Annotated in this window: 2 protein-coding genes; both read left to right on the plus strand. The window is 45.6% G+C overall.

What is annotated here, in order from left to right; genetic code table 11:
* The coding region (locus HP456_RS24235) for a sensor histidine kinase (RefSeq protein ID WP_172255748.1) at positions 1-905 on the plus strand (905 nt) is incomplete at its 5' end.
* 32 nt (positions 906-937) lie between these two features.
* A partial coding sequence (locus tag HP456_RS24240) for a response regulator (protein WP_172255751.1) occupies positions 938-1,075 on the plus strand: 138 nt, incomplete at its 3' end.

Here is a 1,075-nt window from a genome sequence, read left to right on the forward strand (position 1 = left end):
AACATTTCCAGACCTATTCAGAGGATCAGGTCCGAGAAGCGTATGAAGTGGCCCACGAACTGCAAATGAAACTTTCGATCAATAGACAGTTGGAAAAGCAGCTGCGCGACCGGCGGGATGAGCTTCAAAGACGATTGCAGTCGCTGGGCGATACCATTGACCGGGCTGAACACCTATGTACGCAGATTTCAGTGGTTCTCAATTACCTGAATAGTGATTTGAGACAAGTGAACGAAGCGCTTGAGGACGCGAAGCAGCGCCAGGATTTCGGGCTCCAGATCATTGAGGCACAAGAGGATGAACGAAAGCGTTTATCCCGTGAAATTCATGACGGCCCTGCGCAGATGATGGCCAACGTCCTGATGCGGTCTGACCTGATCGATCGGGTGTACAGAGAAAGAGGATCGGAAGAAGCGATCAAAGAGATCCGCGACTTGAAAAAAATGGTCCGGTCCGCACTTTATGAGGTCCGTCGAATCATTTACGATTTGAGACCGATGGCACTGGATGATCTCGGATTGATTCCGACTCTTAGAAAATACTTAAGCACCATCGAAGAGTATAACCAGGGGACCAGTATACAATTTGTGAATATCGGCCTGGATATCAGACTTCCTTCTAAATATGAAGTAGCCTTGTTCCGGCTCGTCCAAGAATGTGTCCAGAATGCGCTGAAGCATGCTGAATCGTCACATATACAAGTGAAAGTAGAAGTAAAGAAAGACAAAATAACCGTTGTCGTCAAAGACAACGGCAAAGGATTCGATAAAGAACAACAGAAAACAGGATCCTTTGGCATCATGGGGATGAAAGAACGTGTCGACCTTCTCGAAGGAGACATCACGATTGACTCAAAAATTGGGGCAGGAACCGTTGTAATCGTGCAGGTACCGCTCAATAAGTAAATTTTTTTCGAAGGATTAGGGAGGCGAATGACATGGCAACAAATATTGTTATCATTGACGATCACCAGTTATTCAGAGAAGGAGTTAAACGCATTCTTGAATTTGAACCTTCTTTTAATGTAGTAGCTGAAGGAGATGACGGTTCAGAAGCCGTCAACTTGATTGAAAGC

The organism is Bacillus haikouensis (assembly GCF_013179555.1).
Lineage (GTDB): Bacteria > Bacillota > Bacilli > Bacillales > Bacillaceae_B > Rossellomorea > Rossellomorea haikouensis_A.